At 65.0% G+C, this 26,088-nt stretch carries 24 protein-coding genes; 11 read left to right on the top strand and 13 right to left on the bottom strand.

The window, feature by feature from the left end; all coding sequences use genetic code 11:
• Positions 1-36 precede the first annotated feature (36 nt).
• The 3 genes from KHC19_RS16185 (at position 37) to KHC19_RS16175 (ending at position 1,673) form a co-directional block, all read left to right on the top strand.
• Positions 37-450 carry a carboxymuconolactone decarboxylase family protein gene (locus tag KHC19_RS16185; RefSeq protein WP_213353398.1) on the top strand — a complete coding sequence of 138 codons (414 nt, stop codon included), beginning with the start codon at positions 37-39 and terminating at the stop codon, positions 448-450.
• Positions 447-1,238 (top strand): precorrin-6A synthase (deacetylating), encoded by a 792-nt coding sequence (cobF, locus tag KHC19_RS16180; protein WP_213353397.1) that lies wholly within the window; start codon positions 447-449, stop codon positions 1,236-1,238. Before KHC19_RS16185 ends, cobF begins: the two co-directional genes overlap by 4 nt.
• 216 nt (positions 1,239-1,454) lie before the next feature.
• Complete coding sequence (locus KHC19_RS16175) at positions 1,455-1,673, top strand: hypothetical protein (RefSeq protein WP_213353396.1); 219 nt, start codon at positions 1,455-1,457, stop codon at positions 1,671-1,673.
• A gap of 39 nt (positions 1,674-1,712) precedes the next feature.
• On the opposite strand, the gene KHC19_RS16170 is transcribed toward KHC19_RS16175, so the two are convergent.
• Positions 1,713-3,290 (bottom strand): anti-phage dCTP deaminase, encoded by a 1,578-nt coding sequence (locus KHC19_RS16170; protein WP_343207738.1) that lies wholly within the window; start codon positions 3,288-3,290, stop codon positions 1,713-1,715.
• Between the two features lie 633 nt (positions 3,291-3,923).
• Between KHC19_RS16170 and rpsA the strand changes: the two genes are divergently transcribed.
• The gene (rpsA, locus tag KHC19_RS16165; RefSeq protein WP_213353395.1) at positions 3,924-5,630 is read left to right on the top strand and encodes a 30S ribosomal protein S1; all 1,707 of its coding nucleotides are present in this window, start codon (positions 3,924-3,926) and stop codon (positions 5,628-5,630) included.
• A 96-nt stretch (positions 5,631-5,726) separates the two neighbouring features.
• Here the strand turns inward: rpsA and KHC19_RS16160 are convergent, their stop codons facing one another.
• Entirely contained in the window at positions 5,727-6,011 is a 285-nt protein-coding gene (locus KHC19_RS16160) for a hypothetical protein (protein WP_213353459.1), read from the bottom strand.
• 432 nt (positions 6,012-6,443) lie between these two features.
• On the opposite strand from KHC19_RS16160, the gene KHC19_RS16155 reads away from it, so the two are divergent.
• Both KHC19_RS16155 and KHC19_RS16150 read left to right on the top strand, forming a co-directional pair.
• Entirely contained in the window at positions 6,444-8,054 is a 1,611-nt protein-coding gene (locus KHC19_RS16155) for an arylsulfatase (protein WP_425514521.1), read from the top strand.
• Positions 8,055-8,187: 133 nt separating this feature from the next.
• Positions 8,188-9,267, top strand: a complete 1,080-nt coding sequence (locus KHC19_RS16150; protein ID WP_246548954.1) for an HAD family hydrolase — start codon at positions 8,188-8,190, stop codon at positions 9,265-9,267.
• Positions 9,268-9,274: 7 nt separating this feature from the next.
• Here the strand turns inward: KHC19_RS16150 and KHC19_RS16145 are convergent, their stop codons facing one another.
• The gene (locus KHC19_RS16145) at positions 9,275-9,826 is read right to left on the bottom strand and encodes a sugar O-acetyltransferase (RefSeq protein ID WP_213353454.1); all 552 of its coding nucleotides are present in this window, start codon (positions 9,824-9,826) and stop codon (positions 9,275-9,277) included.
• Between the two features lie 178 nt (positions 9,827-10,004).
• The gene (locus KHC19_RS16140; protein WP_213353393.1) at positions 10,005-10,796 is read right to left on the bottom strand and encodes a glutathione S-transferase; all 792 of its coding nucleotides are present in this window, start codon (positions 10,794-10,796) and stop codon (positions 10,005-10,007) included.
• Positions 10,797-11,030: 234 nt separating this feature from the next.
• Here KHC19_RS16140 and KHC19_RS16135 point away from each other — a divergent pair, with 234 nt between their 5' ends.
• Both KHC19_RS16135 and KHC19_RS16130 read left to right on the top strand, forming a co-directional pair.
• On the top strand, positions 11,031-12,260 hold the full coding sequence (locus KHC19_RS16135; protein ID WP_213353392.1) for a polyhydroxyalkanoate depolymerase: 1,230 nt from the start codon (positions 11,031-11,033) through the stop codon (positions 12,258-12,260).
• Between the two features lie 54 nt (positions 12,261-12,314).
• The gene (locus tag KHC19_RS16130; protein ID WP_213353391.1) at positions 12,315-13,382 is read left to right on the top strand and encodes a bifunctional transcriptional activator/DNA repair enzyme AdaA; all 1,068 of its coding nucleotides are present in this window, start codon (positions 12,315-12,317) and stop codon (positions 13,380-13,382) included.
• A 331-nt stretch (positions 13,383-13,713) separates the two neighbouring features.
• Here the strand turns inward: KHC19_RS16130 and hemH are convergent, their stop codons facing one another.
• The 6 genes from hemH to KHC19_RS16100 all read right to left on the bottom strand — a co-directional run bounded on the left by hemH (position 13,714) and on the right by KHC19_RS16100 (position 20,470).
• Positions 13,714-14,757: a ferrochelatase gene (gene hemH / locus KHC19_RS16125; RefSeq protein WP_213353390.1), complete on the bottom strand. Its 1,044-nt coding sequence runs from the start codon at positions 14,755-14,757 to the stop codon at positions 13,714-13,716.
• Positions 14,758-14,890: 133 nt separating this feature from the next.
• Positions 14,891-15,595 carry a glutathione S-transferase N-terminal domain-containing protein gene (locus KHC19_RS16120; RefSeq protein WP_213353453.1) on the bottom strand — a complete coding sequence of 235 codons (705 nt, stop codon included), beginning with the start codon at positions 15,593-15,595 and terminating at the stop codon, positions 14,891-14,893.
• 349 nt (positions 15,596-15,944) lie between these two features.
• Entirely contained in the window at positions 15,945-17,021 is a 1,077-nt protein-coding gene (locus KHC19_RS16115; protein WP_213353389.1) for an NAD/NADP octopine/nopaline dehydrogenase family protein, read from the bottom strand.
• A 34-nt stretch (positions 17,022-17,055) separates the two neighbouring features.
• Complete coding sequence (locus KHC19_RS16110) at positions 17,056-18,108, bottom strand: hypothetical protein (RefSeq protein ID WP_213353388.1); 1,053 nt, start codon at positions 18,106-18,108, stop codon at positions 17,056-17,058.
• A gap of 50 nt (positions 18,109-18,158) precedes the next feature.
• A complete protein-coding gene (locus KHC19_RS16105; protein WP_213353387.1) occupies positions 18,159-19,298 on the bottom strand; it encodes a M24 family metallopeptidase in 1,140 nt (379 codons plus the stop codon).
• An 11-nt stretch (positions 19,299-19,309) separates the two neighbouring features.
• Positions 19,310-20,470 (bottom strand): mandelate racemase/muconate lactonizing enzyme family protein, encoded by a 1,161-nt coding sequence (locus KHC19_RS16100; RefSeq protein ID WP_213353386.1) that lies wholly within the window; start codon positions 20,468-20,470, stop codon positions 19,310-19,312.
• A 272-nt stretch (positions 20,471-20,742) separates the two neighbouring features.
• On the opposite strand from KHC19_RS16100, the gene KHC19_RS16095 reads away from it, so the two are divergent.
• From KHC19_RS16095 to KHC19_RS16085, 3 genes are all read left to right on the top strand, one after another.
• Entirely contained in the window at positions 20,743-21,414 is a 672-nt protein-coding gene (locus tag KHC19_RS16095) for an aspartate/glutamate racemase family protein (protein WP_213353385.1), read from the top strand.
• Positions 21,415-21,527: 113 nt separating this feature from the next.
• A complete protein-coding gene (locus tag KHC19_RS16090; protein ID WP_213353384.1) occupies positions 21,528-21,899 on the top strand; it encodes a RidA family protein in 372 nt (123 codons plus the stop codon).
• A gap of 168 nt (positions 21,900-22,067) precedes the next feature.
• Positions 22,068-22,865, top strand: a complete 798-nt coding sequence (locus KHC19_RS16085; RefSeq protein WP_213353383.1) for a GntR family transcriptional regulator — start codon at positions 22,068-22,070, stop codon at positions 22,863-22,865.
• 111 nt (positions 22,866-22,976) lie between these two features.
• On the opposite strand, the gene KHC19_RS16080 is transcribed toward KHC19_RS16085, so the two are convergent.
• From KHC19_RS16080 to KHC19_RS16070, 3 genes are all read right to left on the bottom strand, one after another.
• Complete coding sequence (locus tag KHC19_RS16080; RefSeq protein WP_213353382.1) at positions 22,977-23,960, bottom strand: ABC transporter substrate-binding protein; 984 nt, start codon at positions 23,958-23,960, stop codon at positions 22,977-22,979.
• Between the two features lie 80 nt (positions 23,961-24,040).
• Positions 24,041-24,814, bottom strand: coding sequence for an ABC transporter permease (locus KHC19_RS16075; protein ID WP_213353381.1), 774 nt, complete (start codon positions 24,812-24,814; stop codon positions 24,041-24,043).
• A gap of 10 nt (positions 24,815-24,824) precedes the next feature.
• Positions 24,825-25,628 (bottom strand): ABC transporter ATP-binding protein, encoded by an 804-nt coding sequence (locus tag KHC19_RS16070; protein ID WP_246548952.1) that lies wholly within the window; start codon positions 25,626-25,628, stop codon positions 24,825-24,827.
• Positions 25,629-26,088 lie beyond the last annotated feature (460 nt).

Below are 26,088 nucleotides of genomic sequence, written 5' to 3'. Positions count from 1 at the left end.
CGATGAGATGTACGATCAGGCCAGAAGGCGCCCGAGATGACCGATGCGACCGATGACGACCGCCTCGCGCGCGGACAGGCCCGGCTGGCACGGATCACCGGCCGCTCCGGGCAGGAGGTGATGGCGGCGCTGGACGGCATCGCCCCCGACTTCGCCCGCTATATTTTCGAGTTCGGCTATGGCGACATCTATTCGCGCCCCGGCCTCGACCTGCGCACCCGCATGCTGGCCACCGTGGCCGGGCTGGTGGCCCTCGGCCATGCCGAGCGGGAGCTGGAGGTGCATATCGGCTCGGCGCTGAACTGCGGCGCCACACGCGAGGAGGTGGTGGAGACCATCATGCAGATGGCGCTCTATGCCGGCTTCCCCGCCGCGCTCGACGCGCTGTTCGTGGCGAAGCGGGTGTTCGCCGCGCGGGGGAATGACGCGCCCGCCCCGGTCTCCGAATGACCCGGCGCGTGCTCGTCATCGGCATCGGCATGGGCGATCCCGCTTCGCTGACGCTGAAGGCCGTGGAGGCGATCAACCGGGCGGAGGTGTTCCTCTTCCTCGACAAGGGCGAGGCGGCGGCCGAGCTCATCCATCTGCGCGAGGCGATCCTGCGCACCCATCGCCGGGCGCCCTGGCGGAGTTTGAGCCTGCCGAGCCCGAAGCGGGGGCAGGAGGGGCGGGAGACGTCGGGCGGCTACCGCGCCGGGGTCGAGGCCTGGCATGCCGCGCGGGCGGAACTGCTGGCGCGGGCGATCGCCGAGGAGGTGCCGGAGGATGGCACGGGGGCGCTGCTCGTCTGGGGCGACCCGATGCTCTACGATTCGACGCTGCGGGTGCTCGCGGCGGCCGCTAGTGCGGGCGTCGACTTCGAGGTGGAGGTCATTCCCGGCATCACCGCCATCCAGGCGCTGTGCGCGGCACACCGCATCCCGCTCAACGGCATCGGCGAGAACGTGGAGGTGACCACCGGGCGGCGGGTGGCGGGGGCGACGCCGGCGGCGCCGGCCTTCGTGGTGCTGCTCGACGACGGCGCCGGGCTGCGGGCGCTGATGCAGCGCGGCTGGGACGGGCAGGTGTGGTGGGGGGCGTATCTTGGCACGCCTGACGAGGTGCTGCGGGTGGGGCGGCTTGCGGAAGTCGGCGAGGAGATCCTGCGCGTCCGCGCGGAGATGCGGGCGCGAAAAGGGTGGGTCATGGATGTGTGGCTGGGGCGGGGCGCCGGGCCGGCCGGCGGCCAGATGCCCTAGCAGGCCGCGCCTGCGCGGGCGACGCCGGCGGGAATGTCGGGCGGCGTCAGCTTCCCTACCGGTCATTCCTGCCGCATGATCGGCCGAGGTGGGACCCGGCGTTTCGACGGCTTGCCGCCCGGCAGCGTCGCCGCCTGCCGGTGCCGTCTGTCGTCCGTGCGGCTTCCGTGACGTTTCCTGCCATCGCCGTCGCCTGTCCTCCCCCGGAGACCGCTCATGGCCGACCCGCTTCCCGCTATGCGTTCCGACATCGAGGCCGGTTACGTGCCGGCCCACCCGGAAGAGATCCACGGCGCCTATGACTTCAGGATCGGCAGCCTGTTCCGGCTGCAGGGCACCGGGCGGGTGACGCCGGCCGGGCTGATCTGCGGCTGCCTCGGCGCCGCCGCGGTGCTGCTGGCGACGGCGGTGGTAGTGCGGGCGATGCGAAGGTGAGGGGGATATGGGCGGGCGACTGAAGAGAGCAACAGGTGACTAACTAACGCTATCTTTTTTTCGTTTGATTTTCTTTATAAGGAACATTCTTGGAAGCACTTCTCCATCTTCGATCTCGATATATGAAGCACTACTATCGTCGATACGAGGAAATGGATATTGTTCGTACCAGTCTAGAGACTTTCCTTGCTTATCTTTTCGCTTGGATTTTTCAAAAATATCTCTATACCTCCGAGGAGAAATTCCGAGAAATGGTTCAAAATATACTTTCTTATCAGATTCTGATGGCTCGAAAGTTATTGAATCTGAGTGTAATTTTTTTGCATAACTTTTAGGGTAAGGCTCTAGAAATACAACTTTTTTGATTCCTGCCGCAACAATGTGCTTAGCGCACATATGGCACGGGAAGGTTGTACAAAATAAGACTGCGTCTTTTGTGGATCGTCCAATACGCGCTGCGTCTGTTATAGCACTCATCTCTGCGTGTATCATGCGGCCAAATTCAATAATATCCATAGCTTTTGATTTTTTTATAGAATCTAAATTTATCAAAGATCTAAATCCAGAAGAGTTTCTGAGTTTCTTGGCCCATGTAGAATTTATTACCTTTGAATCGCAAAGCCTATCAACCAAGTCTTTAATAATTACTGTTTTATGAAAATGATTCGCGTCAATTCCTTCTTCGAAATCGCGGTGACTATCGGGAATGTCGTCGGCCCAATACGTGCCACCAAACGCACGGGGAACTTCGTTGCAGCCCAGGGAAATGACTTCCCCTTTTTGCGAAAAAATGGCTGCGCCAACCTGACGAGAAAGATCGATTGATCTTAGTGCTGCACCTGCCGCAGCGTACATTCCATATTCGTTGCGATTTGGAGATATGCCATTATGACCAAATAGAGCGCTTACAAAGCGAGATATTGTACGTTCGATGGCCGTTCTGTTTGCTCCATCAACAAATACATCACCTCTATGAAATATTAGAGAAACTTCTTGCCCATGTTCTTCATTTTCTTCCTGGGCGTCACGGGACATGAGTTCCGTAGCTTCTATGACATTTTCATCATCATTTGTCGCGGTGGCATCATATGATGATATTTTTTTAATTAATTCCTCTCGTCTATTTTTTTCATTAAGAAAAACAGAAACAAGTATAAATTTACGACCATAAACTCTCTTTAGTAGATCAACTTCAGCTTCGCGCTTAAGCTGTCTAATAATGTATGCGTTGCCAAGCGCGGGCTCGACATAGGATCCTGTTATTCCTTTTCTAATTTCTCGTATGTTAGCGATAGATAATCGGGCCAGAAAGTCGGCAGATCCATATTCTTTACATATCCTATCTGCTTCAGAAATAAGAGAAAGGTATCTCTTCGTGTACGACCTGTTGTCAATTTTTATTAAAAATGGAGGATTTGTTAGTATATCTGTTATTTTTACTAGGTGTGAATTATATTCAACATTCTTAAGTTGTGCGGATAATTGTTCAAAAACTAGATCAAGATCGACGCCTATAGGGCCGACGAGTCCAATTATTAGTTCTGGATTTTTTATTTTAGCAATTTTTGCTGGAGCGTAAGATTTTTTCAACGGTGTCCCCCGCAAAATCCCTATCACACGCTGATCGACTGCTCTAGATTGTGATTCGCCACATGGGAGGGATATTATGAAGCGTCGCTCTGCTGCCGCAAGCGTTGCGCGCGGTAATTGGCTGCTCTCGCAATGGTCGGAGACTATTCGGACCCTTCAGGCGCGCCCAGAGTCTCGTCGCGGCCAAGCGGTAATTTCGGACGAGGCGTTGGAAAATTGCTTGCAGAGAGTCTCCTTTACCGACGAGCGAGTCCGAATCGAGTCTGTTGAAGAGGTTCGGCTTCTGGCCTGATTCCAGTCGGTTGCACCGGCCGAAGAATGGGTAGGTGGGAAGAGAGATGATCATCTCCTCCCCCACGCCCCCTCGCCTTTCTCCCCATCTTGCACTATATGACAGCCGCCGGACGGCGCCGCCCGGCCTCCCCGCGCTCACGCGCGTGAGCGAGGCAGCCGCCAAGCTGCCGGCCGAAGCCGTGCGGTTCCGGGTTCTGCCCGCGGGCCGGCGCGGCCTTTGCGCATATCTACGCCTACCTCGCCACGGCCAGCGCGCCGGGCCTCGCCTCGCAAGGGCAGGCTGCATCGGGATCGCCAGACCCGGTGCCCGTGACGGGAAGGGCGCCCAAAACCCCGTCCGGCGCAATCCCCTGGCTAGGAGCATCTATGTCCGCTACCCAATCCGCACTCGCCTCCCGCGACGATTTCGCCGCCATGCTCGAGGAGAGCTTCTCGGTCGCCGAGCCGGCCGAAGGCTCGGTCGTCAAGGGCATCGTCGTCGCCATCGAGAAGGATCTCGCCATCATCGACATCGGTCTGAAGACCGAAGGTCGCGTGGCGCTGCGTGAATTTGCCGGCCCCGGCCGCGACCAGACCATCCAGGTCGGCGACGAGGTCGAAGTCTATCTGGAGCGCGTCGAGAACGCGCTCGGCGAAGCCGTCCTCTCGCGCGACAAGGCGCGCCGCGAAGAGAGCTGGGTCCGCCTCGAAAAGGCCTTCAACGACCAGGTCAAGGTCACCGGCGTGATCTTCAACCAGGTGAAGGGCGGCTTCACCGTCGATCTCGACGGCGCCGTGGCCTTCCTGCCCCGCTCGCAGGTGGACATCCGTCCGATCCGCGACGTCGGCCCGCTGATGCACAACCCGCAGCCGTTCCAGATCCTCAAGATGGATCGTCGCCGCGGCAACATCGTGGTCTCGCGCCGCACGGTTCTCGAAGAGACCCGCGCCGAGCAGCGCCACGAGCTGGTGCAGAACCTCGAAGAGGGTCAGGTCATCGACGGCGTGGTCAAGAACATCACCGATTACGGTGCGTTCGTCGACCTCGGCGGCATTGACGGCCTGCTGCACGTCACCGACATCGCCTGGCGCCGCGTGAACCACCCGACCGAGGTGCTGAACATCGGCCAGACGGTCAAGGTGAAGATCATCAAGATCAACCACGAGACCCACCGCATCTCGCTCGGCATGAAGCAGCTGCTCGGCGATCCGTGGGAGGGCATCGAGGCCAAGTACCCGGTGGAGGCCCGCTTCAAGGGTCGCGTCACCAACATCACCGACTACGGCGCGTTCGTCGAGCTGGAGCCGGGGATCGAGGGCCTCATCCACGTCTCCGAGATGAGCTGGACCAAGAAGAACGTCCACCCCGGCAAGATCGTCTCGACTTCGCAGGAAGTCGAAGTGGCGATCCTCGAGGTGGATCCGGTCAAGCGCCGCATCTCGCTCGGCCTCAAGCAGACCCTGCAGAACCCCTGGGACGCCTTCGCCGACAAGTATCCGGCCGGCGCCGTGGTGGAAGGCGAGGTCAAGAACAAGACCGAGTTCGGCCTCTTCCTCGGCCTCGACGGCGACGTCGACGGCATGGTGCACCTCTCGGACCTGGACTGGAATCGTCCGGGCGAGCAGGTCATCGACGAGTTCAAGAAGGGCGACGTGATCAAGGCGGTGGTTCTCGACGTCGACGTCGAGAAGGAGCGCATCTCGCTCGGCGTGAAGCAGCTGGCCGGCGACCCCTTCGCCGATGCCGGCGAGCTGAAGAAGGGCGCCATCGTCACCTGCGAAGTCACCGACGTGAAGGACGGCGGCGTCGAGGTGAAGATCGTCGGCACCGACATGTCGACCTTCGTGAAGCGCTCGGAACTGGCCCGCGACCGCGGCGACCAGCGCCCGGACCGCTTCGCGGTCGGCGAGAAGTTCGATGCCCGCGTCACCCTGTTCGACCGCAAGGCGCGCAAGGTGCAGGTCTCGATCAAGGCGCTGGAGATCGCCGAGGAGAAGGAAGCCGTGGCCCAGTTCGGCTCGCAGGATTCCGGCGCCTCGCTGGGCGACATCCTCGGCGCCGCGCTGAAGAAGGCCAACGAGAAGGCCGAGTGATCGCGGCGACGTGATCGGACCCTCTCCGGTCTTCTGACCGGCTGACGAATGCGAACGGCCGGCGCCCTCGGGTGCCGGCCGTTTTGTTTTGGCGGGTCAGATCGCCGACGGGTCGGCCGTCGGCGGCAGGCTATCCGGCGGCAGTTCCTGCGGGATGTTGCCGGGACGGATATCCGGCTCGCCGCGCCCCGGCGGGGGAATGTCGGGGCCGCGATCGGGCAGGTCGGGATCCTCCGCCGGCGCCGGCGGGGCGTCCGGGCTGTCGGGCGGGGCGGGAATGTCCGGCCCGCCGGGCGGCGTGCGCGGCGGCTCCGGGATGTCCGGCGCCGGCGGGGCGGGGATGTCGGCGGCGTTGGGATCGGCGGCGTTGGGATCGACCATGCGCAAATCCTCCTCGGCTGGTCCTGCTCGTTTCCCGGGAAGAACGGATGCCGGCCCGCCCCGGTTCCGTGACGTGTAGCGGGCCGTGCCGGGACGCGCGGCTACCTCAAGAAAATCGCCCGTCGATCAGAGTCTTGCCTTGATATAGGTAAGTGAAAATGACGTTATGCTTCGAATTTGTACGAATGATTCGTGGACTTATTCACGGAAAGTGGTAGATAAGTGCGCCCCTCGTCGAGGCATCGTCGGCGGAAGCTCGTAAGAGAATAGAATAGTCAAGCCTTCCGCCCTTCAGGGAGCGGAAACATGAATGTATTGGCAAGACGGTTCGCCGGACTGCTCGGTGCCGCCACGGCATTGACGGCCGCGGCTGCAATCGTTTCGGGAATACAGCCGGCGCGGGCACAACAGCCTCCCGCCCGGCCGAACATCCTGTTCATCATGGGCGACGACATCGGCTGGATGCAGCCGGGCATCTATCATCGCGGCCTGATGGTCGGCGAGACGCCGAACATCGACCGCATCGGCCGCGAAGGCGCGGTGTTCACCGATTACTATGCCGAGCAGAGCTGCACCGCCGGGCGCAACGCCTTCTTCACCGGCATGCACCCCTTGCGCACCGGCATGATCCCGCCGCAGCTGCCGGGCAGCCCCTCCTATCTGCGGCCGGGCACGCCGGCGCTGGCCAAGTTCCTGCACGATCTCGGCTATTCCACCGGCGAGTTCGGCAAGAACCATCTCGGCGACCATACCGACTCGCTGCCCACTGCGCACGGCTTCCAGGAGTTCTGGGGCTATCTCTACCATCTCGACGCCATGCAGGGCGTGAGCTTCCCCGACATCAACACCACGCCGACGCAGCAGACGGTGGCGCCGCCCTGCCGCAACACGCCGGTGCCCGGCCTCGCCGACCCGGCCGGCGCGGTGGATCCGAAGACCACCATCTGCCTGACGCCGCCGCGCCCGGTGCTCGCCTGCAGCTCCTCGGACGGTACCTCGGCCAACCAGACCTGCAGGGATGAAGGCCCGCTGACGCTGGAGCGCTCCAAGACGGTGGACGAGGAAATCTCCGCCAAGGTCATCGACTTCCTCGACCGCAACGACCCGCAGAAAACCAGCAAGCCGTTCTTCGTCTGGTACAACCCGGCGCGGATGCACATCACCACCGTTCTGTCGGACAAGTATATGGGCATGGTGGGTGAGCCCGGCGGCAAGGACTGGGGCGTCAACGAAGCCGGCATGAAGCAGATGGACGACAATATCGGCCTCGTCCTGCAGAAGCTTCAGGAGATGGGCGAGCTCGACAACACGATCGTCGTCTTCACCACTGACAACGGCGCCGAGACCATCACCTTCCCGGATGGCGGCACCACGCCCTTCAAGGGCGGCAAGCTGTCGACCTGGGAGGGCGGCATGCGGGCGCCGCTGGTGGTGCGCTGGCCCGGGCATATCGCGCCCGGCACGCTGAAGACGCAGATGTTCGCCTCGCTCGACTGGCTGCCGACGCTGGTCGACATCGCCGGCGGCGACAAGGGCAACGAGCTCAAGGCGCGGATCGAGCAGGGCAGCTATCCCGGCATCGTCAAGACCACGCTCGACGGTGTGAACCAGCGGGCCTATCTCGAAGGCTCGTCGGAGAAATCGGCCCGCGACACCTTCTTCTACTATTCCGGCAAGGACCCCTCGGCGGTCCGCTACAAGAACTGGAAGATGTATTTCGCCATGGTGTCGGACGCGCCGGCCGGCTTCATCAGCGGGGTGATGCCCTATCACTGGACGCAGGTGGTCAACATCAAGCGCGATCCGTTCGAAACCTCGATCGGCGAGCAGATGAAGACCCTGTTCGGCATGGGCGGCGCCCTTGCCGGCCCGGTGACGGCCTATGTCTATGACTGGAACCTGCTGCCGATCGGCCAGGCGCTGTGGCTGCGGGAACTGGAGACCTATATCGACTATCCGCCGCTGCAGGATCCGGCCAGCTACAACCTCGAACAGGTGGTCGAGCAGGTCCGGCAAATGCGGAACAGCCGCGCCGGCGAGTAGCGGCGGGGGGCGGCGGGGCGGGCGCACGGCGCCCGCCCCAGCGTCACGGGATCCGCGCCGGCCCCTGGCGGCCGGGCGGGCGCCCGAACCAACAGGCTCCCTCACCGACGGACCCGGAGCGCTGGAGGCATCGATGAGGCGGACAGGTTGGACTGCCGTCATCCGCGGCGGCATGCTGGCGGCGCTGGTCTGCGCGGCGATGCTCGGCGCGGCGGCGCCCGTTGCGGCACAGGGGACGACGCAAGGGGCCGCAGCCGCCGTGGCACCCGTGGCGGATCCGCTGCCCTCGTGGAACGAAGGCGCGGCGAAACGCGCCATTCTCGACTTCGTGCGCGCGACCACCGATCCGGCGGGCGCCGGCTTCGTGCCGCTGCCCGACCGCGTCGCGACCTTCGACCAGGACGGCACGCTGTGGGTCGAGCACCCCGTCTATACGCAGGTTCTCTATGCCTTTGCCCGCCTGCGCGTGCTGGCCGAGACGAAACCGGAGCTGAAGCAGGCCGAGCCCTTCAGGACCGTGCTCTCCGGCGACCGCGACGCCATCGCCCGGCTGCCGCTGCACGCGCTGGAAAAGATCCTCGCGGTGACGCTCACCGGCATGACCGTCGAGGCGTTCCAGGCGGACGTCGCGCAATGGCTGGACACGGCGAGGGATGCGCGCTGGCAGCGCCGCTACACCGAGCTGACTTACCAGCCGATGCAGGAGGTGCTGGCGCATCTGCGGGCGAACGGCTTCCGCACCTACATCGCCACCGGCGGCGGACAGGATTTCGTCCGCGTCTATGCCGGAACGGTCTACGGCATTCCCCCGGAACAGGTGGTCGGCACCGCCGGCGCCACCTCCTATGGCTATGACGCCGCCGGCAGGCCGGTGCTGACCAAGGAGCCGAAGCTGCTCCTCGACGACAATCTCGCCGGCAAGCCGGAGGGCATCCACCTGATGATCGGCCGGCGGCCGCATGCCGCCTTCGGCAACTCGACCGGCGACCGGCAGATGCTGGAATATGTCGGGGCCGGCGCCGGTCCGCGCCTCGCCATGCTGGTGCTGCACGACGATGCCGCGCGCGAATATGCCTATGGCCCGGCGCTGGGCCTGCCGGACACCGAGGTCGGGACCTTCACCCCGCAGCTTTACGAGGAGGCGGGCCGGCAGGGATGGACGGTGATCAGCATGAAGGCGGACTGGAAGCGCCTCTTCGCCTTCGAGCCGTAGCGGCGGCCTAGTCGCGCACCCGCGCGGGATTGCCGACCGCCCTGGCACCGGCCGGCACGTCCTTCGTCACCACCGCGCCGGCGCCGATCAGCGCGTCGTCGCCGATGGAGACGCCCGGCAGCACGATCGCCCCGGCGCCGATCCAGACATTGCGCCCGATCGTCACCTTGCGGCCGAATTCGAGGCCGCCGCGCCGTTCGGCCGGATCGCGCGGATGGTCGGCGGTGAGGATCTGCACGCCGGGCCCGATCTGGGTGCCGTCGCCGATGCGCACTTCCACCACGTCGAGGATGACGCAGTTGAAGTTGAGGAACACCCCGGCGCCGACCCGGATGTTGAAGCCGTAGTCGCAATGGAAGGGCGGGCGCACCACCGAGCCGGCGCCGACCGCGCCGAAACGCTGGCGCAGCAGGTCGCCGCGCGCCGCCTCGGACAGGCCGAGCGAGGCATTGTAGCGCGCCATCCAGGCGAAGGCGGCGGCCTGGCAGGCCTGGATCTCGGGATCGGCGGCGCTGTAGAGCTCGCCGGCCAGCATCTTCTCGAATTCGCTCGGGGGCATGGTGTCGTCGTAAAGCTTGAACGCGCTCTGCGCCATCGGGGGATCGTCCATGGAGGAGCCGCCCGATTAAAGGAGAACGCCCGGCCCCGGAAGCGCCGCCGCCATCACGTTTTGCGACGCTCTGAATCGTGGGGATGACGGGGATCGCGGGCGATTTCCGCCGGCCGGCGCCCGCCTCTCAGAACTCGACGTCGAGCTCCTCCATCTCGTCCGGCTCCACCCGCGCCGCCGCGCTCCATTCCCGCATGGCGGGGAAGGCCAGCATGGTGTCGCGATAGCCGGCGCTCAGCGGATCGAGCGGCACGTCATAGGTCATGAAGCGCGAGCAGACCGGGGCATACATCGCATCCGCCATGGTGGAGGCGGCCCCGAACAGATACGGCCCGCCATAGGCCCTGAGGCACTCGTTCCAGATGGCGACGATGCGGGCGATGTCGGCCAGCGCCCCGGTCCACACCTTGAAGCCGGGATGGTGCGCCTTGACGTTCATCGGCAGCGCCGAGCGCAGATTGGCGAAGCCGGAATGCATCTCGCCGCAGATCGAGCGGCAATGCGCCCGCGCCGCCCGATCCTTGGGCAGCAGCCCGGCCTCTGGCGCGATCTCGTGCAGATATTCGCCGATCGCCAGCGTGTCCCAGATGCGCAGCCCGTCATGGTCGAGCCGCGGCACCAGGAAGGAGGAGGATTGCAGCAAAAGCTCGGCGCGGATGGAGGGATCGTCGGCGGAGACCCGCGCCTCGGCGAAATCCAGCCCGGCGAGACGGCACAGCAGGAAGCCGCGCAGCGACCATGAGGAATAGTTCTTGCTACTGATCGTCAGCGTGGTCTGCGGATGACGGGGAGAATGCGGGGTGGAGCCGGAGCGGGACGAAGCGGAGGCCGCGGCGGATTTCGACGCGCGCGCGGCCTTGCCTGCGGGTGCGCCCGTGCCGTCCGCGCCGGTCGATTCCGGGAGGGAGGAGCGCGACATGCGGCTTTTGCGAGCGGCCGGGGCGGACATGGCGGAGGATCCTGTATTGGCGCGGTGGGACCGGGTTGGACGGAGGCGCGAGGGAACGGGCCTGGGCGAACGAGCGGGCGAACCGGAGGCAATCATACTTCGTGCCATCGCGAGTGAGGCATGCGATCTGCCGCAACGTCAACGCCCCCGGTCGTCCCATGTCGCGCCGGGCTCTCCTTCGTGCCGTCCGGGAGCCCGCCGCGCATGATCTACGCCGCCTACCAGGCCCAGGCCGACCTGCTCGATCCGCTGCGCACCATGGCGCGGCTGTCGCGCCGGATGATCGAGGCGACCGCCCTGCCCGTTCCGGCGTCCTCCAGCGGAGGGGCGGCGCTGCGCAACGTGATGGCGGCGCTGGAGATGTTCGAGCGCTTCGGCCTCAGCCACAGCCGGCCGACCTTCGGCATCGACAGGGTGACCGTCGGCAATCGCGAGGTCGAGGTGGTCGAGGAGGTGGCGGCGACCCTGCCCTTCGGCTCGCTGCTGCATTTCAGGAAGGACATCGACCAGAAGCAGCCGCGCGTGCTGGTGGTGGCGCCGCTCTCCGGCCATTTCGCCACCCTGCTGCAGGGCACGGTGAAGACGCTGCTGCCGGAGAACGACGTCTATGTCACCGACTGGCACAATGCCCGCGACGTGCCGCTCGCGGCCGGGCGGTTCGGCTTCGACGACTATGTCGAGCATGTCATCCGGTTCCTGGAGGCCGTCGGGCCGGGCGCGCACGCGCTGGCGGTGTGCCAGCCCTGCGTGCAGGTGCTGGTGGCCACCGCGGCGATGAGCCGGGACGCCAATCCGGCGACGCCCGCCTCCATCACCCTGATGGCCGGGCCGGTGGATACCCGCGTCAACCCGACCAAGGTGAACGAGCTCGCCACCTCCCGGCCGCTGGAGTGGTTCGAGCAGAACCTCATCGCCACCGTGCCGTCGGGATTCGCCGGTTCGGGGCGCCGGGTCTATCCCGGCTTCGTGCAGGTCGGCGCCTTCATGGCGATGAACATGGACCGGCACCTGAAGGCGCATGCCGAGCTGTTCGAGAACCTCGCCATGGGCGAGCACGAGAAGGCGGCGACCGCCAAGAGCTTCTACGACGAATATTTCGCGGTGCTCGACCTCGCCGCCGAATTCTATCTCGAGACCATCCGCATCGTGTTCCAGCAGCATGAGCTGCCGCGCGGCGTGCTGACCTATCGCGGCGACCGGATCGACCTGCGCGCCATCCGCCGCACCGCTTTGCTCACCGTGGAGGGCGAGCGCGACGACATCTGCGCCGTCGGCCAGACGGTGGCGGCGCAGGAACTCTGCACGAGCCTGCGTCCGCACCAGCGGCGCCACCACATGCAGGCCGGCGTCGGCCATTACGGGGTGTTCTCCGGCCGGCGCTGGCAGACCCAGGTCTATCCGCTGGTGCGCAACCACATCCTGGCGGCGGATTGAAATAGACGCCCGATTTGCGGCGGCACCGCCGGCGCGGGCTGCTACACTCCGTCCATGCTGTTCGATCTTCCCGACCACGCGACGCTCTACCAGGCGCTTCTCGACCGCGACGAGAGCTATGAGGGACGCGCCTTCGTCTGCGTCGCCACCACCGGCGTGTTCTGCCGGCTGACTTGCCCGGCGCGCAAGCCGCTCGCCGGGAACTGCAGCTTCCGCGCCAGCATCGGCGAATGCATCGAGGCGGGCTTCCGGCCCTGCAAGCGCTGCCATCCGCTGCAGCCGGCGGCGGAGGCCGACCCGATCATCGCCGCACTGCTGAAGGCGCTGGACGAGCGGCCGGAGCGGCGCTGGAGCGAGGGCGATGTGGCGCGCCTCGGCTTCGACCTCTCCACCGTGCGGCGCAGCTTCAAGCGGCATTTCGGTATGACCTTCATCGAGATGGCGCGGCAGCGGCGGCTGCGCGAGGGCTTCGAGACGCTGGTGCTGGGCGGCTCGGTGATCGCCGCGCAGCAGGACGCGGGCTTCACCTCGCCGAGCGCCTTTCGCGCCGCCTTCGCCAGATTGCTCGGCCGGGCGCCGGGCGAGCTGACCGGCCGCGGTCTCCTGCTCGCCGACTGGATTGCCACCCCGATCGGCGACATGATCGCGCTGTCGAGCGCCTCGCAGCTGCATCTCCTGGAATTCGTCGACCGCAAGGCGCTGCCCACCGAGCTCGCGCGGTTGCAGCAGCTGGCCAAGGGCGAGATCGGCCTCGGCTCCTATGCGCCGATCGAGCAGATCCGCGCCGAACTCGGGCGATTCTTTGCCGGCGAATCGGCCGATTTCGCCACCCCGCTCGCCCTGCATGGCAGCGCCTTCACCCGCGCCGTATGGGCGGAGCTGCGGCAGATTCCGGCGGGGGAGACGCGCTCCTATTCCGAGCTCGCCCGCCGCATCGGCCAGCCGGCGGCGGTGCGCGCGGTGGCGCGGGCCAACGGCGCCAACCAGCTGGCGCTGATCATTCCCTGCCACCGGGTGATCGGTGCCGACGGCTCGCTCACCGGCTATGGCGGCGGGCTGTGGCGCAAGCAGAAGCTGCTGGAGATCGAGCGGCGCTATGTCCGCGCCGCGCCGGCGGCGTGAGGGGAAGGCCGGAGGATGGCTGGCCTTGCTCCCTCTCCCCACTATGAGCTGTTGCCGAGTTCGATGTTGTCGTTGACCGAGCTCGGCAACAGCCGGGTTCGGTGGAGAGGGTTGGGGTGAGGGGACTTCTTGGCTCCCCAATGTCGTCTCCCCTCACCGACCCGCTGCGCGGGCCACCTCTCCCCAACGGGGAGAGGGAAGGAAAGAGACTTCGCTCTACGTGGCGGCCGTCACCCCTGAGCGACCCGTGAGTCTGCTCGTTTTCCGGCTCGTCACCACGGTTCGGCCGGGGTGGCACAGGTCCGGGGAGCCCGGCCGCCGGAATTCGGCCTCACCCCAGATCGGCCCAGCCGGAAAGCTCGCGGCGGATCACCGTCTCCAGCACGTCGAGGCCGGGCTCCGAATCGTTGAGGCACGGGATGAAGTGGAACTTCTCGCCGCCATTATGGTGGAAGATCTCGGCATTCTCGCCGGCGATCTCCTCCAGCGTCTCCAGGCAGTCGGCGACGAAGCCGGGGGTGATCACCGCCAGCCGCTTCACGCCGGACTGCGCCAGCGCCTCCACCGTCTTGTCGGTGTAGGGCTGCAGCCATTCCGCCTTGCCGAAGCGCGACTGGAAGGTGACGCGCAGCTTGTCCTCCGGCCAGCCGAGACGCTCGCGCACCAGCCGGGCGGTCTGGTAGCAATAGCAGTGATAGGGATCGCCCTTCTCGAAATATTCCTTCGGGATGCCGTGGAAGGAGGCGAGCACCAGCTCCGGCTCCCAATCGAGCGCGGCCAGCGACGCGGTGATCGAATTGGCCAGCGCCTCGATATAGGCCGGCTCGGCCGGCCAGGGCGGGGCGACGCGCAGCACCGGCTGCCAGCGCATCTTCTTCAGCGCGTCGAAGGCGGCGTCGCAGACGGTGGCGGAGGTCGCCGCCGCATATTGCGGATAGAGCGGAACGAGCAGGATGCGGTCGCAGCCCTCAGCCTTCAGCGCCTCGATGCGGGAGGCGATGGACGGGTTGCCGTAGCGCATCGCCCAATCGAAGACGAGGCGCGCATCCTTGGCCGCGAGCCGGGCGGCGAGCTTGTCCGACTGCGCGCGGGTGATGGTGCGCAGCGGGCCCTCGTTGCGCTCCTTGTTCCACACCGTCTCGTAATCCTTGCCTTTGGCCTGCGGGCGCTTCGACAGGATGATCACGTTGAGCAGGAACCACCACCAGACGCGGTTCACCTCGATGACGCGCGGATCGGAGAGGAATTCGCCGAGATAGCGCCGCATCGACCAGTAATCGGTGCCATCCGGCGTGCCGAGATTGACGATGAGCACGCCGATCTTGCCGGAGGCCACCGGCGGATGGGATTGGGGCGGCGTCACGGTCTGGGTCATCGGCGGTCCTTGGCGGGCAATCGGGCGGCTTCCCTCGTTCCCGCCCGCTTATAGGCGAAATCGGCGACATCGCCACCACGCCGGGGCCGGCGCGGCGGCGCGTCGCATCGGGTTTCGGTGCGGGTGGCGGCGATCAGGACCGCGGCGGGATCTCCAGCCCGCGCTGCACCGCCGGGCGGTCGAGGCCGCGCGCCAGCCACGCCGGCACGTTCTTCAACTCGTCATAGGCGACCAGCTCGCCGGCGCCGTAGAAGCCGATCAGGTTGCGCACCCAGCCCAGCGAGGCGATGTCGGCGATGGTGTAGTCGTCGCCCATGATCCAGTCGCGGCCCTCGAGCCGGGTTTCCAGCACGCGGATGAGGCGGGCGCTCTCCTTGGCGTAGCGTTCGCGCGGGCGCTTGTCCTCATAGGCGGCGCCGGCGAATTTGTGGAAGAAGCCGAGCTGGCCGAACATCGGCCCGAGCCCGGCCATCTGCCACGTCACCCACTGGAGGGTCTCGTAGCGGCCGGCGGCATCGGCGGGGAGGAACTTGCCGGTCTTCTCGGCGAGATAGACCAGGATGGCGCCGGATTCGAACAGCGCCAGCGGCCGGCCGCCGGGGCCGTTGGGATCGAGGATCGCCGGGATCTTGCCGTTGGGGTTGAGCGAGAGGAACTCGCTCGTCCAGCTCTCGTCCTTGCCGATATTGACGGCATGCGCCTCATAGGGGAGGCCGGTCTCCTCCAGCATGATCGACACCTTCACCCCGTTGGGCGTGGGGAAGGAATAGAGCTGCAGGCGATCGGGATGCTTGGCGGGCCAGCGGGTGGCGATCGGGAAGGCGGAAAGATCGGTCACGGCAGCGGTCACGGGCGAGGCTCCGGTTGGGGGCGTTCCGGCGTTACTTAGGTATGCGGAAGCGGGATGCCAGTGGGGCGCCGTGGGCCGTGTCGTCGAGGTGCCGGCGTCGAAGGGGCGCCTCGCGGCGTGCGAGACGGCCATCCTTCGAGGCCCGGCCGCGCCGGGCACCTCAGGATGAGGGCGGGCCTGAAGAAAGCGGGCCGCGAAAGCGGGCATCCGGTGCGCCGTCATCGCCGTCGCGTTCGGCCGTCCCCGCAAGGCCGGCGGGAATTCGGCCGTGACGGCCGGCACGCCGAGAACGCCCGCGTCTCTCGGCGGCTGTCCATCGAGAGGGGGCCTGCGTCGGCTATTTTCCGAGCCGCGCGCGCAGCGAGGCCATGGTGGCGCCGACGAGGCCCATGGATCTCGCATCGCGCGGAGCCGGCTTCGGAAGGCCGGCAACCATCGCCCCATGCAGGTCGACGAGCGCCCTCGTCGTGCGGGTTTCGACCCCCGCGATCTCCGCCAGCACGAGGAACGGTACGAGGCCGTGCGTGAAATCCTCGGTGAAGTATCGGTGGCCGAGGCTGTCGGGGGCCTTGATGCGCTTGTTGGCCTCCCCCGCCGCAATGGCCCGGTAATCCCCCTCCTCGGCATCCGAAGGGACGGTTCCGATGGCCTTCATCTCGCCGATGACGGTCGGGAGGTCGTGGCCGAAGGCTTTTCCGACAGCGATACGCTCCCGGTCCAGCTCTTCCATGACGCGTACGACGCCACTCGTAAGCCCTTGGACATAGAAGGTGAAATCACCACCGGTCGCCTCGACCCAGGAGGCGCCGAGCATGGCGCCCGGAGGATGGACGACCATGTTCACGTTGCACAGATCGGACGCCACGACATCACCGCAGTCATAGCTGCCCGGGAAGAGAACGGTTGCCGCCTCCATGGCGGCGTCGCCGCCCTTCAGCGCCGCCCCGCGCAGCTTCCTGGCCCGCCCCGTGATGTTGATCGCGTCGGGGGCCGGCTTTCGCGCCACATAAGCGAGGGTGGCGAACTCCGCGATGGGAGGGATTGTCGGGCTGACCTCCCGAAAGGCCGTGTCGAACTCGAACGCTCCGCCCGTATGTCCGGGGTTCAGGACCACCGGCCGGCGGGCGTCCCAGCCGGCCCGATGCAGGTCGCGCGCAACCGACCCGAGCGCGAAGGTCGGCAGCGTCACCACCGCCACATCCGAATTCTCGATGGCTTCCTTCAGGTCGGACGTGATCCGCGATGGCGTGACGCGCCCTTCGCCGAAAACGCCTTCGTACCGGATGCCATTCCTGAGGAAGGGCTCCACTGTCGCGGCGGAACGGCCGTGCAGGGCGACGTCATGACCTGCCAAGGTCAATTCAACCGCAGCCGCAGCTCCGCCGTTGCCCGCGCCGATAACGGTCACTTTCATTTTTTGCTTCCCAGCAAGTTAAGTCCGGCCGCCCTCAGGCGGTCAGCTTTGCCCGCAACACGTCCAGATCCGCGGCTGCCTCTTCGACGTCGGTGACCGCAAAGCCTTTTGCCAGCTCCGGGCTATAGGTCGCGAGAAGACTGCCGACCCGGTCGGCATAGATCACGCGGCCGTCCCGGATGGACACGCCGTCGACTTCCTCGAACTGCCGGTTCCAGGCGACCGCCTCTGCCTCGGTGATCGAGGACGGCAGGTCGAGCCGCACGCCGGACGGGTCCACCATGACCGGGTAGCCGCCACCCTTGCCATGGGGACCCGGCACATGCGCCCGCCGGGCGCCTTCCCCTGCAAGTGCGAGGAGGACCGGAACGGCATTGGCGGCGGAGATCATATTGAGCTCGCGATAGGGCAACCGAATGTCGCGCGTGAAATCGTCGATGTCGCTCAGCTCGGTGTCGCCGATCCAGGCACGGACGGGCGCGCCGGCCCGCTCCGCCCCGGGCTTGCGCCATTCGACGATGTGCCGGTGATGAGCGAGGACCCGCAAATCCCTGCGCTGCTCGAAGGGAAGGCGGCCGCCGATGACCGACGAGAAAATCCCGACATTTCCAACGCCGGTCGTGATGGGAAGGCCGGCCTGGGCGAGCACCTGGTTCACCCCGTCCGGGTAGCAGGTGTTCACGAAGATCGTGCCGTCGCCGATCTGCTTCAGAGCCGTTGCCGTGCGGAAGGCGAGCAGGGAATTGAAGGCGAGGGTCAGGCCAAAGCCGGCCTTTGCAACGAGCGTCGACCATTCGGAATCGGCGATGTCGACCTTCCAGGGAGACTGTGCCGACGCCGACTGGACCACGATGCGCGGCTTGACGCGGCGGATACCTTCGGCCAGGGCGGCCGACGAGGTCGAATCGAGTTCGACGCTCGAGAATGACGCCGGCGAGCCGAAATTGACGGCGCGGGCGCGGCACGCTTCCACGAGCCATTTCATCCGCTCGACGTTTCTGCCGCCGATGACCACCGTGATTGCGGTGCGTGCGGTCGCGGCCAGATCGGCAAGCATGATCTCGGCATAATAGCCGGTGCCGACCACGAGGATGTCGCAGGATTGCGCATTCCGGTTTGTCATCCTTCCACCCCTTCTCACGCGCCGATGCGGATCAGCTTGTCGGTGTCGGTAAAGTCGGACAGCAGCACCGAGCCCGTCGCGGTGACGTGCAGGACGTCCTTGTTCTGCACCCCGAATCCGTATCCGGTGCGATAGCAGAGCGGCTCGAAGCCGAGCACCATGTTTTCCTCGACGACGGCGTCCTTGCCGGGCTGGCCCAGAATCGGCGTCGCGCCGATATAGGGGTCTTCGTGCAGGTGCAGGCCGATGCCGTGCCCGACGAACGAGATGGGCGGCAGGTTCATCCCGGCGAGCCGGCGGATGAAGTCGTTGTAGATCGCAAGGCAGCTCGCGCCCGGCTTGATCTGCTCGAGGATGGCATATTTGCACTCGACCATCAGATCCCAGATCTCCGTCGCCATGGCCGGCGGCTCCTCGACATAGGCGGTGCGGCAGACACCGGCCTGGTAGCCGTTGAGCAGGGAGAAGATCTCGACGCGGCAAATATCCCGCGGCTGCAGTTTGCGGCTCGTCGGGCCGACATTCGGAAGCTGGCTGCGTTCTCCCGTCGCCACGATCAGCAGCTTGAAATTCTCGGCGCCGAGCTCGTAGATCCGGCGGGTGAGGACCGCGGCGATATCGAGCTCGGTATCGCCCGCCCGCACCGCGCCGAAGCTGTCGGCGATCGCCTGATCGGCGATGCGGGAGAGACGATGGATGAGCGCGACCTCCTCGGGCGTCTTGATCTGGCGCGCGCGGTTGAGCTGCTGCTCGAAATGCACGAAGGTGGCATTGGGCAGGTAGCCGGCCAGACGCTGGAAATCGCCGGCCGGCAGATAGTCCATCTCCATGCCGATCCGGGAATTGGCCAGGCCGGCGCGCGTCAGGGCATCGGCGAGAACCTTCATGGCGTCGTCGTGGAACTCGCGCCAGACCGTGAGGGGCAACCCGCCGGCGCTCCTCTCGATCGTCGACGCTTCCATGTCGACGCCGAACAGGAAGTCGTTCCCGTCGGCGGTGAGGACGACCATCGCATGCCGATGACGGATCATCGGCTGCGTCGGGACCACAAAGCCCATGACATAGGCGAAGTTCTCGGGCGAGGAGGTAATCGCCGCGTCCAGCGCATCCGCGACCAGTGCCTGGCGAAGTTTCTGAGCAATAACCGTGCGCATGTGAACCGCTCCTAGAGATCGACCGCGTACATGTCGACTTTCCGTTCATCGACGGCGATGCCCATGCCGGGCGCGGTCGGGACGCGAATGCCGCCATCCTCGAACGTCATCGGCTCGATCAGGAGATCGTCGGCGTAGTAGATGCCGCCGATGCGCCCGTTGATCGCCTCCGCAGGCATGGAGACCGGGATAACGTTGGACAGCGTCGCGGTCGGCGCCGCCGCCGCCAGATGGACGTTGGCGAGATTGCCGACGCCGAGCTCCACGGAGCCGTTCACGTTGCAGACAATTCCCGCGGCTTCGCAGACGGCGGACACCTGCATGGCCCGGTAGAGGCCGCCGGGCTTTGTCGTGTAGATCGAGACGATCTGGGCGGCGTCCTGGGCGATGATCTGTATGACGTCGTGGGCATTCCAGGCCGATTCGTCCGCCATGACCGGGGCATCGATGGCGCGCGCCACGCGGGCGATCCGCTCGATGCCCATGACGGGCTGCTCGACATAGAGCAGATGGCAGTCCTGGATCTGCCGAACCGTCTGGATGGCCTGCCCGGGGGTCTTGTAGCCTTCATTCGCGTCGATGCAGAGCGCGATGTCCGGGCCGACCGCCTCACGAATGGCTCGCACGATGGCGACGTCTCTCGTCGGCTCCACGCCGACCTTGATCTTGATCGTGCGAATGCCGTCGGCCGCGACCTTCTTCACCTCGGCGACCGCCTCGTCGATCGGCAGAAGCCCGATCGAATGGGTGACGGGCACGATCTCCCGCTGAAGGCCGCCGAGCAGCACATGAACCGGGACGCCCAGCGCCTTCCCGGTCAGGTCGTAATACGCGAAATCGATGGCCGCCTTGGCGTAGGGATAGCCCTTGATCGCAGCGTCCATCCGCTTGTGCAGCAGCGAGGGGTGGCCGATCTCCAGGCCGAGGACGGACGGAGCGAGATAGCGCTTGATGACCGCGTCGACGATCATCGTGCTTTCACCGTAGTACCGGCCGAATTCGCCGCCCCAATCCTTCAGCGCCGGCGCCTCGCCCCACCCGACGGTGCCATCGCTCGCCGTGATTTTCACCAGAAGGTACTGACCGATCGTTTCGGTGAGGCCGGCCCACTGGTGCTTGCGACGGGTGGGAACTCTTACGAGCCGGGTTTCGATGGATGTGATCGAGATCATTTATGTGCCTCCATATTGTGACGACATAGTGTGATCACACATTGACTGTCAATGGCCTCGTCGATAAAACCCGCGGCCTGCCGAATTCCGGCGCCGGGCGCCCGTGGGAGCTTGCGGAACGTTCGGGGGATGGAACGTGAGCCGGCGGGCCCGGGCGCACTTGAAAAATGCGGAAGCAGGAATATGATCACTATTTGTGATCACATAAAGGGGCGCGGCTTATGCGTATCAGGGATATCGTTCCGGTTCGATCGCCGAAGGTTCTCGCCGGCATGGCCCGGCAGCGCCGGCAATGGGCGCGGCCGGGGGTCGAGATCGAGGTCGTCCCGATCGAGGCCGGTCCCTACTCCATGGAGTTCGCCACCGAAGAGGTGCTGGCGGGGCCCCATATCCTTGCCGCCGTGCGCAAGGCGGAGAATGACGGCGTCGATGCGGTCGTCCTCGATTGCTGTGTCGATCCGGTCCTTCGAGCCGCGCGTGAGACGGTGCGGATACCGGTGATGGCGCCGCTTCACTCGGGACTGCACGTTGCGAGCATGCTCGGCTCTCGCACCGCGGTCCTGAGCATGAGGAACGGCCAGCAGACCATCGAGGAGCACATTCGCGCCTATGGTTTCGAGCGCAAAATATGCTCGATGCAGGTGGTCGATTGCCCGCCGGCAGATCTGATCGAGAGCCAGCAATATTGCCTCGACGTGATCCACCGGGAAATCGAGGCCGCCCTTTCGGCGCATCGCGCCGAGGCGATCCTGTTCGCCTGCACCGCCATGTCCGGCTATGTCGACGGGCTTCGCAAACAGTACGATGTACCGATCATCGAGCCGATGGCGTGTGCGATCAACATGGCGGTCAGCCTGGTGACGCTCGGCCTCTCGCACAGCAAGCGTTGCTACGAGACTTTGCCCGTGCGGGGAACGGCGCCGGGCAGCATCGACATTCCGTGAGATCACGCAAGGTCGACGCGACCGAGGGATGCTTCGCCAGTGGTGATGCGTTCCGCCGCGCGCCCGGCGAAGGCCCGCCGCCACGGATCCAGCCAGCAAGAGAGGAAGAGAAGATGACGCAGACGATCACGCGCTATGCCGGCACGGCCCGGATGAGCAACATGGTGGCCTATCGGGGCGTGCTGGTGACCAAGGGCATCACCGCCCGCGGCATGGCGAGGGACATCACCGCACAAACCCGGGATGTTCTTCGGCAGCTCGATGCTCTGCTTGCAGAGGCCGGCCTGAGCAAGAGCGCCTTGCTGCAGGTGATGATCTGGCTCGCCGACAGCCGCGATTTTGACGCGGCGAACGCGGTCTACGATGCCTGGGTCGCCCCGGGCGAGCAGCCGGTGCGGGCTTGCGTGGAATCCAGGCTCGCGAGCCCGGAGATCCTCATCGAAATTCAGGCAAGCGCCGCCCTTGCAAGCGCCGCCCTTGGATGACAAGGGGCCGAGCGGCCCGCGGCCTGCCGAACGATATCGGCAGGCCGCGGGGCATCTGTCCGCGTGTGCGCTCGGCCGGCATCGTGTTTTCGCGATACGATCGGTGGTTGCGGGCCGGGAGAAGGTAAAGTTATCGGGGAGGGATTGTCGCGAGAGCAAAAATGTACGATGCTGCCGCTCCGTATTGATCACAAATTGTCATCACAAATGAAGCGCGTCAACAAGGAAATCCGCTCGGAAGATCTGGAGCCGCCGACCGAGCCGCGCGCCGTCCGGGGCGCGATGCAGAGCAACGTCCTCGCCAGCCTGCAATATGGGCTGATGTCCGGGCTTTTCGTGCCCGGGGAGGTTGTCAGCCTCCGCAAGCTGGCCGCGAGCCTGGGGACGAGCCTCATGCCCGTGCGCGAGAGCCTCAGCCGATTGGTGGCCGCAAGCGCGCTGGAGGAGCTGCCGAACCGTTCGGTCAGGGTGCCGCGGCTCGACGCTCAAAGCCTGGAGGAGCTTTTCGAGCTCCGGGTGCGGGTCGAAGGCCTTGCGACGCGCCTTGCGACATCGGTGATCGATGACGCTGCGATCGAGAAGCTGGAGCAGCTGAACCGGGCGGTGAAAGCGGCGCATGACGCCTCCGCCATGGGCGAGTTGCTGCAGGCGAACCAGCGCTTCCATTTCTACCTGTACCGATTGACGCGTTCCTCGGTGTTGCTGCCGATGATCGAGGGCCTTTGGCTGCGGGTCGGGCCGACCATGTTCTTCTCGCTCAGCACGCCGGGCCTTTGGGACAGCAGCTCGCATCTCGGCATCCTGTCCGCTCTGAAGCAGCGGGATCCCGACAAGGCAGAAAAGGCGATGGCGCGCGACATCATGAAAACCGGAAAGGTGCTCATCCAGCAGGCGCGGGAAGGCATGCGAACGGGCCCGACGGCAATGCTTTCCATGCGCCCGTTCAAAACCGGCGACGACGATTGAGCGAGCGGGACGCCGCCGGTCCGCATGGCCGCGCGTCTTCATCCGCCCTGATCGGGTTCCCCCTCGTCGCGAGGAGGAAGCGGGCTCCGACGCCGAAGCCCGCTCGTGCCGTTATTTCAGATAGTCGTTCGTATAGATCGTGCCGACATCGATCTTCTGCGGCAGCACGCCCATCTGCAGGAGTGTCTCCTGAAGGCTGTTCCAGCCTTCAGGGGTCGAATGCCCCATCGTGGTCTTGGAGACATCCTCCGATTCCGTGAGGCGCAGCACCTCGGGCAGCTTCATCTTCGCATAGACCTTGTCCGTCTCGGGATTGGCCTCGATGAATGCGGCCAGGGCTTCGGGTTCGTGCGCCTTGGCATAAATCCACCCCTTGACGAATGCGCGCGTGAACCGGCGGACCAGATCGGGATTCTTCTGGGCGAACTCGGAATTGGTGAACAGCGCCGTCGAGTAAATCTTCACGCCGAGATCCTCGAACAGGATCCAGTCCACATCCATCCCCGCGGCGCGCGCCTTCAGCCCGTCATTGAAGAAGTAGCCGATGCCCGCATCGATACGCCCGGCGGACAGCAAGGGAACGATGGCCAGGTCTGCCGGCACTTCCTTGAACGTCGTGGCATCCAGCTTCTGGTCGCCCTTGACCTTGTCCCATTGCAGTTTCGTCGTGCTCTTCAGCTGCACGCCAACGGTCTTGCCGGCCAGGTCCTTCTTCAGATCCTTGATCGGCTTGTCCTTCGGGAAGATGAGGGCTGTCGCATTCTGCTGAAGTATGACCGCGGTCGTCAGCAGCGGCAGACCTCTTTGCGCGGCGATCAGGATCTGGTCCGCTGTCGCATAGCCGAAATCCGCATCGCGATTGCCGACGAGTTTCGCCGTCACCGACGATCCCTCGCCGGGCATCAGCTTCACCTCGATCCCTTCATCGGCGAAGAACCCCTTCTTGATCGCCAGGAAGATCGGCGCGTGTTCAGACCCGTAGGCCCAGTCGAGCCGGATGCTGACCGTGTCGGCGGCCAGCGCAGCGAGGGAGCTGCCAAGCAGCAATGCCGCGCTCAGGGCGCCGGTTGTGTAGCGCTTGATACTCTTCAGCATTTAGTTCCCCTGTGTTCTCTGGATTATGTTTGGTTGGAGAGCGACGGGCAGACGGGTTGCCCACCGGGGGGCCGATGCCGTCACATCGTGCTGTGGCCGGAATCCTCGAGCTGCCCCTGTGGGAGCATGTAACGCTCAAGCAGAACGATCGCGAGATACATGAGAATGCCGAGGACACTCATGGTGACGATGGCCGCGAACATCAGCTCGGTGTTCAGCGTGATATTCGATGAGTTGATGACGTAGCCAAGTCCCTCGCCCGCAGCCACGAATTCACCGACGACGGCGCCGACGATTGCGAGCGTGATCGAGATCTTCAGGGCGGCGAAGATGTAGGGCAGCGCCCAGGGCAGGCTTATCTTCGTGAACTTCTCCCATCCGCTCGAACCAAGCGAATCCATGTACTGGAGCAGTTCCTTGTCGACGGATGTCAGCCCCTTCGCGGTGTTGATGACGATCGGGAAAAACGCGATCAGCGCCGCGATGACGATCTTGGGAGTGAGGCCGAACCCGAACCAGATAAGGAACAGCGGAGCGAACGCGATTTTCGGAAGGATCTGGGCGGCGATCAGAAACGGGTAGGTGAGATCGCGCACGATACGTGAATACGCAATGCCGACCGCGAGGAGGAAGCCGGAGACGACCGCGGCGATGAAGCCAAGGGAAATGGCGGCGAAGGTCGGCCAGCTTTCCTTCAACAGCAGCGCGCGATTTTCCCAGATCTTCTCGGCGATCGCTGTCGGAGCCGGCAAAATGACCGGGCGGATATGAAGCAGGTCGACGAGAAGCTCCCAGATGGCGAAGAAGACGACGAAGACCAGGAACTGTCCAAGGGTTACGGATAGCCGATACATCACAAATCTCTCATTCCGCAGCAATCGCGTGCGCGCGCGGATGCAGCAGGCTTCGGATATGGCCGGCCATCTCCACGAAGTCGGGATGCTCTCTGACGGAATCGACACGGGGGCGCGGGAACGGCACGTTGATGCGCTCGACGACGCGGCCGGGGCGTGCCGACATCACGACGATCTGCTCGGAGAGGATCACCGCCTCCGGTATCGAGTGGGTGATGAAAACGACCGTCGTTTCGGTCTGCTGCCAGAGTTGCAGCAGCTCGTTCTGCAGAGTCTCGCGGGTGATCTCGTCCAGCGCCCCGAACGGCTCGTCCATCAGCAGGATCTGCGGCCGGAAGGCCAGGGCCCGGCAGATGGAAACGCGCTGCTGCATGCCGCCGGAGAGCTCGTGCGGAAAGCGATGCTCAAATCCCTTGAGGCCGGCGATCTCCAGCCACTTGAGTGCCTCGGCCTCGCGCTGCGCCCTGGTCATGGACCGACGCGCGACTTCCATCGTGAGCATCACGTTCTGAAGCGCGGTGCGCCACGGCAGAAGCAGCGCCCGCTGGAACACGTACCCGACCTGGCCTTGGAGCCGCTCCTTCTCGACCGGCTTGCCATCGAAGAGGATGCGCCCGGAGGTGGGGGAATAGACACCGGACAGCAGCTTGAGGAGGGTCGACTTTCCACATCCAGAAGGGCCCACGACGCTCACGAATGAGCCCGGAGCGATATCGAAGGAGACCCTGTCCAGCGCGACGAATGGTCCGGTGCCGGTCCTGAATGCAAGCGACAGATCTTCAATGGTGATGCGCGGCGCCTTGCCCATGGTCATGCTGCTTCTTTTTTCCCGTTTTGGTGGACCGAAACCTGTCTCGTCCGAGAACTCCACCCGGCGCAGGAGCGCGCGCTCGTTTGCTTCAATTGTGACGACACAGTGTGATCACAAAAATGAAGTTGTCAATACGGCGCGCTGGCGAAGATGCAGGCATTGACTGCGTCTGGCCTGGGCAGGCGCCTGTGCACGAGGTGCATGCGGCGGCCGGGCTATCGATGCGGACAGGCTGGGGATTCAGGTCATCGCTCGCGGTGACAAGGACTGGACCGCGGTGCGGTTCGACGCCATGGGGCGGTTCGTCACGCGGGTCGTGCCGGCCGTCGATGCCGAACAAACGGGCCGGAAATCTGCGCGGATGCCCGCGCCTGCTCGGTCATGGGAAGCGCAAAAGCACCGCGCGGCATCTCGGAATCGACATTGGTGACGCCTTGAGCCGATCGACGCCAATGGACCTCTG

Origin of the sequence: Ancylobacter oerskovii, assembly GCF_018390555.1 — a bacterium.
Taxonomy (GTDB): domain Bacteria; phylum Pseudomonadota; class Alphaproteobacteria; order Rhizobiales; family Xanthobacteraceae; genus Ancylobacter; species Ancylobacter oerskovii.
The sequence above is the reverse complement of the archived record's forward strand: the minus strand, read 5'-3'. Positions and strand labels throughout refer to the sequence as shown.

Excerpts from the sequence above, each read along its gene's own strand:
- KHC19_RS16185 (WP_213353398.1), top strand. The coding sequence starts at position 37 with ATGACCGATGCGACCGATGACGACCGCCTCGCGCGCGGACAGGCCCGG.
- cobF (WP_213353397.1), top strand. The coding sequence starts at position 447 with ATGACCCGGCGCGTGCTCGTCATCGGCATCGGCATGGGCGATCCCGCT.
- KHC19_RS16175 (WP_213353396.1), top strand. The coding sequence starts at position 1,455 with ATGGCCGACCCGCTTCCCGCTATGCGTTCCGACATCGAGGCCGGTTAC.
- rpsA (WP_213353395.1), top strand. The coding sequence starts at position 3,924 with ATGTCCGCTACCCAATCCGCACTCGCCTCCCGCGACGATTTCGCCGCC.
- KHC19_RS16160 (WP_213353459.1), bottom strand. The coding sequence starts at position 6,011 with ATGGTCGATCCCAACGCCGCCGATCCCAACGCCGCCGACATCCCCGCC.
- KHC19_RS16150 (WP_246548954.1), top strand. The coding sequence starts at position 8,188 with ATGAGGCGGACAGGTTGGACTGCCGTCATCCGCGGCGGCATGCTGGCG.
- KHC19_RS16145 (WP_213353454.1), bottom strand. The coding sequence starts at position 9,826 with ATGCCCCCGAGCGAATTCGAGAAGATGCTGGCCGGCGAGCTCTACAGC.
- KHC19_RS16140 (WP_213353393.1), bottom strand. The coding sequence starts at position 10,796 with ATGTCGCGCTCCTCCCTCCCGGAATCGACCGGCGCGGACGGCACGGGC.
- KHC19_RS16135 (WP_213353392.1), top strand. The coding sequence starts at position 11,031 with ATGATCTACGCCGCCTACCAGGCCCAGGCCGACCTGCTCGATCCGCTG.
- KHC19_RS16130 (WP_213353391.1), top strand. The coding sequence starts at position 12,315 with ATGCTGTTCGATCTTCCCGACCACGCGACGCTCTACCAGGCGCTTCTC.
- hemH (WP_213353390.1), bottom strand. The coding sequence starts at position 14,757 with ATGACCCAGACCGTGACGCCGCCCCAATCCCATCCGCCGGTGGCCTCC.
- KHC19_RS16115 (WP_213353389.1), bottom strand. The coding sequence starts at position 17,021 with ATGAAAGTGACCGTTATCGGCGCGGGCAACGGCGGAGCTGCGGCTGCG.
- KHC19_RS16105 (WP_213353387.1), bottom strand. The coding sequence starts at position 19,298 with ATGCGCACGGTTATTGCTCAGAAACTTCGCCAGGCACTGGTCGCGGAT.
- KHC19_RS16100 (WP_213353386.1), bottom strand. The coding sequence starts at position 20,470 with ATGATCTCGATCACATCCATCGAAACCCGGCTCGTAAGAGTTCCCACC.
- KHC19_RS16095 (WP_213353385.1), top strand. The coding sequence starts at position 20,743 with ATGGCCCGGCAGCGCCGGCAATGGGCGCGGCCGGGGGTCGAGATCGAG.
- KHC19_RS16090 (WP_213353384.1), top strand. The coding sequence starts at position 21,528 with ATGACGCAGACGATCACGCGCTATGCCGGCACGGCCCGGATGAGCAAC.
- KHC19_RS16085 (WP_213353383.1), top strand. The coding sequence starts at position 22,068 with ATGCTGCCGCTCCGTATTGATCACAAATTGTCATCACAAATGAAGCGC.
- KHC19_RS16080 (WP_213353382.1), bottom strand. The coding sequence starts at position 23,960 with ATGCTGAAGAGTATCAAGCGCTACACAACCGGCGCCCTGAGCGCGGCA.
- KHC19_RS16075 (WP_213353381.1), bottom strand. The coding sequence starts at position 24,814 with ATGTATCGGCTATCCGTAACCCTTGGACAGTTCCTGGTCTTCGTCGTC.
- KHC19_RS16070 (WP_246548952.1), bottom strand. The coding sequence starts at position 25,628 with ATGACCATGGGCAAGGCGCCGCGCATCACCATTGAAGATCTGTCGCTT.